Annotated in this window: 2 protein-coding genes; both read right to left on the reverse strand. The window is 72.2% G+C overall.

From position 1 onward, the window contains the following. Positions 1-100: 100 nt before the first annotated feature. A complete protein-coding gene (locus tag ACIY1X_RS26275; protein WP_399686564.1) occupies positions 101-610 on the reverse strand; it encodes a flavin reductase family protein in 510 nt (169 codons plus the stop codon). 64 nt (positions 611-674) lie between these two features. Next, positions 675-1,778: nucleoside recognition domain-containing protein (locus ACIY1X_RS26280; RefSeq protein ID WP_399686567.1), on the reverse strand; the 1,104-nt coding region annotated here is incomplete at its 5' end.

A 1,778-nucleotide genomic window follows, 5' to 3' on the forward strand; every position in this document is an offset into this window, starting at 1 on the left:
GGACTTCGTTCCGCTCCGGCAACCCCCTGCAAGGGGGCACACGCAGCGGCCCGGCAAAGCCGGTTCCGCGCGTGTTCCCGCATGGCCTGCTCCGCGGCCCTCAGAGTGGATGTTCGGTATAGAAGCGGCCGCCGTGGAACAGCAGGGGCGGCACGCCCGGGCGATGGGTGCAGCGCTCCACCTCGCCGACGAAGATGACGTGGTCGCCCTCTTCGTAGCGGCTGCGGTTGAAGCACTCGAAGCTGGCCACGCAGCCCTCGAGCACCGGCGCGCCGCCCAGGCCCTCGTGCCAGGCCACGCCCTCCCAGCGGTCCACGTCGCGGGTGGCGAAGCGCTCGGCCAGCGCCTTCTGCTCGGCCGCGAGGATGTTGATGGCGTAGTGCGAGCCGGTGGACAGGTGCGGCATCGAGCCGGCCGCGCGCGCCAGGCTCCACAGCACCAGCGGCGGCGTGAGCGACACCGAATTGAAGGAGTTGGCCGTCAGCCCTACGCGCCGGCCGTTGGCGGTGCGCGCCGTCACGATGGTCACGCCCGTGGCGAACATGCCCAGCGCGGCGCGGAACTCGTCCGGGGAGAAGGTGGGCGGCTGGGCTTGGGAGGGAAGGGTCACGGAGAAAGCGGGAAGGCGCCTGCCATTCTGACCGATGGGCCTTCGCCCTGCCGCCGCCCCGGACTCAGCCGAAGAAGGCGTAGCTGACCGCGATGGCCGCCACCACCCCCGCGAACTCCGCCAGCAGGGCGCAGCCCACCGCATGCCGCGCGCGCTGGATGCCCACCGCGCCGAAGTACACGGCCAGCACGTAGAAGGTGGTCTCGGTGCTGCCCTGGATGGTCGCGGCGGCCAGCGCCGGGAAGCTGTCCACGCCGTGGCTGTTCATGGTCTCGATCAGCATCGCCCGCGCCGCGCTGCCCGAGAAGGGCTTGACCAGCGCGGTGGGCAGCGCATCGACGAAGCGCGCGTCCCAGCCCGTGAGGCCGACCAGCCAGCGGATGCCGCCCAGCGCCGCGTCCAGCGCGCCCGAGGCGCGCAGCACGCCGATGGCGCACAGCATCGCCACCAGGTAGGGCAGCAGGTTCTTCGCCACGTCGAAGCCCTCCTTGGCGCCCTCGACGAAGGCCTCGTACACCGGCACGCGGCGGATCGCGCCGGCCACCAGGAAGGCGATGACGATGGAGAACAGCACCAGGCTGCCCAGCAGCGACGACAGCGCCGCCAGCGCCGCCGCCGACAGCGAGGCCAGCAGCCACATGAAGGCCCCCAGCGCCCCGGCCGCCGGCAGCAGCCAGGCGAGCACCACCGGGTCCCACAGCTTCAGGCGCTGCACCGCCGCCACCGCCAGCAGCGCCACCAGCGTCGAGACCGAGGTGGCGATCAGGATCGGCAGGAACACCAGCGTCGGGTCGGCCGCGCCCTGCTGCGCGCGGTACATGAAGATGCTCACCGGCAGCAGCGTGAGCGAGGAGGCGTTGAGCACCAGGAACAGGATCTGCGCGTTCGTCGCCTCCTCCGGCCTCGGGTTCAGCGACTGCAGCTCGCGCATCGCCTTCAGGCCGATCGGCGTGGCCGCGTTGTCCAGCCCCAGCGCGTTGGCCGCGAAGTTCATGGTGATGAGCCCCAGCGCCGGATGCCCGCGCGGCACGCCCGGCATCAGCCGCGCGAACAGCGGCCCCAGCAGCCGCGCCAGCGCCGCCACCAGCCCGGCCCGCTCGGCGATGCGCAGCAGGCCCAGCCACAGCGTCAGCGTGCCGAACAGCAGCAGCATCACCTCGACCGACAG

The sequence above is a fragment of the Xenophilus sp. genome, from assembly GCF_044462705.1.
Taxonomy (GTDB): domain Bacteria; phylum Pseudomonadota; class Gammaproteobacteria; order Burkholderiales; family Burkholderiaceae_C; genus Xenophilus; species Xenophilus azovorans.